The following is a 6092-nucleotide window of genomic DNA, read 5'->3' on the forward strand; positions in this document are numbered from 1 at the left end:
CGCAGCCATTTTAAGACCTTCTACTCTTTCATTTAAGGGAAACCAAGCTTTCCAGATAGTAGACCAGGCAGCTTTGCCTGTTTTTTTTGTGTCAGTCCAACCACCAAGTTTTGCTATGGCTTGATAAGCCCATGCTGCTGTAGGTGTTTTTTCAGGTAAAGATTTTCTTTCGATGCTATTCCACAACACGTTCCACTCAATTTCAGCTAATAGTTCTTCACAAGAGCTATTATCCTCAATGTCTACGCTCGTTGGGTATTCAAAATATTCTTTTAACTGAAGCAGGCGAATGGCTACAAACGAAAGAATAACAATCATTTTTTCTAAATGGTCAAATAAATGACCCTGGCCTTGCTCTAGTTTTCGATTATGGCTTGCTCTAACAATAAAACGTTGGTTGTTGTCTAATTTGTATTGTATGTATTCAAAAATATCAGCCTCTCTATCGCACACGGATATAACATCGGTTCTCTTAGAGCCTAATCGATTTTCAAGTTCTTGAGTGTTCTTTTCCCATTTATAGCTTTCTTTGTATCTTCGATGGCTAACAAGGTGGGAATTGATTGCGACAGCCAGCTTGTCACCTGATAACCACCCTGAGCAATTTGACTTGCACTAATGCGTTTATTGCGCAAAAAACAATAACCGCCTTCTAATAGCGCGTCTTGTCCTTCGCAACTTGCTGATAATGAACTGCCTGGCAATGAAGATAATTGTTTGACCATTTGGATTAAACGTTTTGTTAGACGCTTATCACCTAACTTAACTGTTCCAAAAACTGCTTCAGACCATAATGCTGCATCTTCAACCGCAAGTTCCATATTTCAACTAAATAGTGAATTTGATCATAGTGCTTTTAGGTATGCAAGATATGTAGAAGATTCAGCTTAAAGAAGGGGGCATTTTAATCAAGTTAGGATTAAACTAACTCATTGATTTCGCAGTCAAAAGGAAGATTAAAATGCCGAAGAAGGATTGTATCCTAAATTTACCTGGCTATTCCATTAAAAAAGTAAGTGGAGCGAATCCGGTATTAATTGAAGTAAGTTATCGCTGTGTTGTTCGATGTATTCATTGTGGTAATAAAAAGTTGCGTAAAAAAGATAGCTTTATGAGACGTATTCGCCATGAGTCCATAGGTTTACGACGTAGCTATTTGTGTATCAAAGCGCATAAATATTATTGTCCTGATTGTAATCGTTATTTTAATCAACGATTTCCTGGGATAGGGAAACATCAAAGAGCCACGGAAAGCTTACGTAAACAAGTGTTTCACTATCATAGTAAAGGATTGAGCCAGAAGGATTTGGCTCGTGATTTGCGACTCGGTAAATCCACAGTGGAGCGTTGGTATCATTACGGTTATGAACTTCGTCATAAGAAGATATTGAATCGCACTTGCCCTCGAGTACTTGGACTCGATGAGCATTTGTTTAATAGAAAAGTAGGTTATGCGACTACCTTTTGTGACTTGGCAAAGCATAAAATATTTGATGTAGTTGCAGGACGTTGTGCTAAGGACTTAGAGGAGTATCTTAATACATTAGAAGGAAGGGATAAGGTTCTTGTGGTCTGTATTGATTTAAGTAGCAGCTATCGCTCTTTAATCAAACGTTATTTTCCTAATGCTAAAATTGTAGCAGACAGGTTTCATGTGATTCGTTTACTCAATCAGATGTGTTTGCAGACCTATCAACAAATTGACCCACAAATGAAACACCAACGTGGTTTGTTGGCTGCATTAAGAACTAATGAGGCGAATCTAACAATAAAACGTTTAAATAAACGAGAGCGTTATTTACAGCAACAGCCTGCAATTGCTGCAATCTATCAATTCAAGCAGCGTCTTCATCGCTTACTAATGAAGAAACATCGTACGGCCAAACAATGTAAGCGGCTAATCCCTCTATTTCTCAAAATGATTGATAGCCTGAAGGAACGTCCTTTTGAGTCATTAAAAACTCTGGGTAAAACATTATATCAATGACCGGACGAAGTGGTTAGAATGTGGCGGTTTACTAAAAACAATGGCATCACAGAAGGATTTCATCGAAAGATGAAGTTGATTCAACGACGTGCTTATGGATTTAGAAACTTTGAAAATTACAGATTAAGGGTTAAGGTTTTATGTTCTTGATTTGTGCTCCCGGAAATGGGGAAGAGCCCAAGATTTGAGCTTATTAACCACGTTTAATAGAGGCTTGGGGGTTGTGTTAGAAACATTAAAGGTAAACATAGAAGAGTGTGTAAAGTGTTTTGTCATACGCATCAGGATGTGTTCTGGTACGTATGTCGTTTAAATACCCATATTTTTGATTAACTCAAAATAATAAGGCGCTGTAGTAGTGCGATGAAAATCATTTGGTTGTTTTTTAATTCCTTGTGGTGAATATTTATTATGAACCTCATTTAAATAATCAATAATAATTTGTTTCGATTCAGGCTCTAATAGATTTTCACCCATATTTTTATAACTTATTAATAAAGGACCAAAAAAATAACTATCTAAATCAGAATTATTTTCTTTACGAAGCTCATTTATAATTGATTTTATATAAATACGTTGTAATTCTTTTGATTTATAAATCAATGTATATTTCAACATAACTGATGAATAAGGATTTAAAGAAGAAAGTAATTTATTAATCTTATCTTTACTCCCCATAATTTCATTATTAGAATGTGTATCAATAAATCCTCTTATACCATCATCAATCATTCTTGGTGTCAAAGATTTAGAATCAAGAAGTTCCTCAAAAAATTGTTTTAATAAGGGTTGCTCGTTATTAATATAAGATTTAATTTTTATGTGTCGTTGATTATAAAGCATTAAATCTTGAACAGTGGTATTTTTAACTTCTACATTATCAGTTTCATTATACAATTTTAATAATTTTTGTACTAAATCAGGCTCATTATCATCTGCAATTAATCTATCAACCATGATAGAACGTTCAGTTTCATTTAAATTAGGATTATTTGCATATTGTAATTGAATAGAAGAGGGTGTTGATACATAGTGGGCAGGAGGTGAGTCCATAATCATTTGAAATTCCTCTATTGATAATTCATTAAGTTCTTCAGCGGTAGTATTTTCCAATGTTTTATTCAAAATAACTACTGCTGGTTTTGGAGTAATTACCTTAAAATTATAATATGGGAAAAAATTAAATAATTCTGATGGCAACCATATTGAACCAGGCATAATATTCCATCCTTGACTAAAAAATGCCCACCATACATAAGTGTCACATCGCCATGTACCACATTCTGTTGGTTGTTGAGTTTCAGGAATTCCTTTGCCTATATGATATTTTGTATCATAGGTCGTTGATGACTTGCTTCAACAAGTACTCTATAGCCACGTTCACCTTGATCCGCCACTCCCCATTTACTTCCCCAGAACTTTGTTCGATAAATAAAATCTCCCATTGTATTAATTGGACCTACTGGGGTTTCATTGAGCACCTCAGAAACTAAATATGCAACTTGCGTCATCCCTGATGAGTCCCACATTGGATAATTAGTAATCCCGACATGACCAAATTTTTTCCAATTGGAATATCTAAATCTCTTCCTACAAGTTCAGCAGGATAAATTTTCTTGGCGTAGACCGATGAACAAGAGAGGGCTGTTACAGTGAGACTGATACCTAATATTGCTAGGTTTCTATTTTTCATGTCTAGATCCTTCTTTAATTTCCATTTTTACTTCGCTACAGGTTGGATAATTATCTATGTTTTTTGATTGGGCTTAGATAAATGGTTTATTGTCATTTGTTATTTCTAAGTGCTCCACCAGTGCCCCATGGTGACTTTGATTCACTTCTACATCTTGCCAAAACCTTTACTGGGATTGGCTTCCCGGACAAGACTCGAACTTATGACCTAATGATTAACAGCCGATGCATATAATCACTTCACTAGTATTCACCATACTTCACGATTCGTCAATAAAAAAATTAAAAACCACGATGCATCATGGTTATCTTCTATTATTGTGGTTAATCCGGTTAAGTACCTGTCACATACTCGAGGATGGTTTAGGGTGGATCGCAAACAAACTGTAATCAAAGCACATCAGCTTGCAGGCTTAACAAGCTTAACTTTGCAGGGTAAATCACACTACCTACAATTGGAAACAGAATCTGTTTGGATAAATATTCAAGGAACAGTTACTTTACCAAAATGGTTTAAAGCTTTTCCAGAAATGTCTTTATCCGAGAATAAAACACCACAGTGGGAAGTTATTAAAACATCTAAGCTAGACAGTATTGTTGAGAATGATTTAACTATCGTGGAAGTAGAGGGTATTAAAATAAGAGCACGCAACCATGAGTTAGCTGCGTTTGAGGTGCTTGAAGCTGTACCCTCTACTTTATTATTTGAGCATGCTGCAGAACTGTTCCAAAGGCTAGTAAATTTAAGTCCACGTAAAGTTGAGTCTATCTTAAAAAGAAGTGATTCAATTCAAACAAACCGCCTGTTTTTATTCTTGGGGCATTTCTATAAACACCCGTGGGTTGAGCGATTGAATGAATCTGCAATTAATCTTGGCTCAGGAAAGCGCCAAATAATCTCCGAAGGGAAATTAGAGAAACGATATCAAATTACCGTTCCAGAACAATTTATAAGTAGCGATTAAATATGAACTACTACATTTTATAAAATAAATTACACTTTCTTTCCCTTATCTAAGTTACTTTCGTTATTTTTAGATAGATCGCTCATTGCTTCACCTTGACGTTTTCCCTGTGCAAAAAAGCCCATGCTTGTGTTTAAAAGAGCCTTGCTGACATTTGTAGTTATTTTATTCGTACCGACGTTGTCGATAAAGATACTAATCTTTGCAAAAAACTCGCCCAGTGCCATCATTAATTTGCCTGGAGCTTTTATATGAATGTTAGTGTTGCTTTTCCAACTTTGTACCTTGGCTTGGTAATCTTCAGGGGACATTTTATTTTCCAATAAAAGCGTAGTGTCGTCAGTTACAATTTTATCCAAAGCATCCAAAGCATCCAAAGCATCCAAAGCTTGAGATGATGCTTTATTTTCAGCTTTTAATTTATTAATTTGCTTTATAACTTCCCCATATTTTCGTTTAATTCCTTGCTTATTAAATATTTCTGCTTGTAGTGGTGAAATCTTTAATTCCTTAACATTATTATCCAAGTTCAAAAACTTGCTAAAATGATCTATCAAGGGTCTTAAAATGACTTCTTTAAGCTTATCAATCTCTTGTTTCGAAAGTAATTTCCTAAATAATTCGGAATCAAAATGCTTCTCTGCACTTTCAGGATATTTTACCATTTCATAAGCAAGAAGCGCTTTATTCAAAGTTGATTTGCGCATGAACGTATTTTGTTCTGCATCAATCGATATGTTAATGCTTCGCTTAACTAATTCATGCAATTCATCGGGTCTTAAGTTTTCCCCAATCGTTTGTACAAAATCTTTGATCGCATCCATTTGAGTATGATTTTGATTTGTGATCGGCGCCTTTGGATCAACATAGGCATTACCGGGTGAACGCTTAAAAGCGCCTTCCTGACACAATTTAGATAAAATTCTGTCTGAAATAGTGCCATTTTTTAATGACTTTCCATATTTATGGATTAAATCATTGGTTTGTTTTAATGCCATAATTTTTCTCTAAGTAATCAAATTCAGTACATTTATTATAGTCGATATTTCAAAAAATGCTTAGATGTGTTAATTTATAAAGTTCCTTGCGCTGGAAACCTAAATCTTCTAAGTATGACTCCTAACACCAATATGTTAGCTTCATTACCAAAGCTCCAAATTAATGATGGAATCATAAGCTTTGAATTAGTTATTGATACACTTTATCCAAGCCAAACAAAAAAATTTTTGAAAACTATAAAAGCTGGATTAAGCAACATATTGGCTACTTAAACCATGATTTAACTCAACATAATACTTCCCTTAGAGTCATAATCCGCTGCAGGCCAAGGAAGGTCGAAGACCGAGGCCTGTAGTCCCTGGTAGCCTTAGGGCCGGATGTTTTGCCGTAGGCAAAATATAAGGCATACGAAAAGGCGTCAGTCATTGTGGAAGTGCTATTTTTTAGTC

Annotated in this window: 5 protein-coding genes and 2 pseudogenes; 2 read left to right on the forward strand and 5 right to left on the reverse strand. The window is 35.2% G+C overall.

Annotated features, from left to right (window positions below; genetic code table 11):
* Positions 1-821, reverse strand: a pseudogene (locus WA877_RS07885) (IS4/Tn5 family transposase DNA-binding protein); the annotation flags it as partial.
* Positions 822-961: 140 nt separating this feature from the next.
* Here WA877_RS07885 and WA877_RS07890 point away from each other — a divergent pair.
* A pseudogene (locus WA877_RS07890) lies at positions 962-2137 on the forward strand (ISL3 family transposase).
* Between the two features lie 159 nt (positions 2138-2296).
* Here WA877_RS07890 and WA877_RS07895 read toward each other — a convergent pair.
* From WA877_RS07895 to WA877_RS07905, 3 genes are all read right to left on the reverse strand, one after another.
* Positions 2297-3205: a hypothetical protein gene (locus tag WA877_RS07895; protein ID WP_425170371.1), complete on the reverse strand. Its 909-nt coding sequence runs from the start codon at positions 3203-3205 to the stop codon at positions 2297-2299.
* Positions 3206-3303: 98 nt separating this feature from the next.
* Complete coding sequence (locus tag WA877_RS07900) at positions 3304-3498, reverse strand: hypothetical protein (protein ID WP_425170372.1); 195 nt, start codon at positions 3496-3498, stop codon at positions 3304-3306.
* Complete coding sequence (locus tag WA877_RS07905; RefSeq protein WP_425170373.1) at positions 3495-3680, reverse strand: hypothetical protein; 186 nt, start codon at positions 3678-3680, stop codon at positions 3495-3497. Before WA877_RS07905 ends, WA877_RS07900 begins: the two co-directional genes overlap by 4 nt.
* Before the next feature lie 454 nt (positions 3681-4134).
* On the opposite strand from WA877_RS07905, the gene WA877_RS07910 reads away from it, so the two are divergent.
* Positions 4135-4644 carry a type IV toxin-antitoxin system AbiEi family antitoxin domain-containing protein gene (locus WA877_RS07910; RefSeq protein WP_425170375.1) on the forward strand — a complete coding sequence of 170 codons (510 nt, stop codon included), beginning with the start codon at positions 4135-4137 and terminating at the stop codon, positions 4642-4644.
* 29 nt (positions 4645-4673) lie between these two features.
* Here the strand turns inward: WA877_RS07910 and WA877_RS07915 are convergent, their stop codons facing one another.
* Complete coding sequence (locus WA877_RS07915) at positions 4674-5642, reverse strand: VipE (protein WP_425170374.1); 969 nt, start codon at positions 5640-5642, stop codon at positions 4674-4676.
* Between the last annotated feature and the right edge of the window lie 450 nt (positions 5643-6092).

Source organism: Legionella sp. (assembly GCF_049790535.1).
Taxonomy (GTDB): Bacteria; Pseudomonadota; Gammaproteobacteria; order Legionellales; family Legionellaceae; genus Legionella.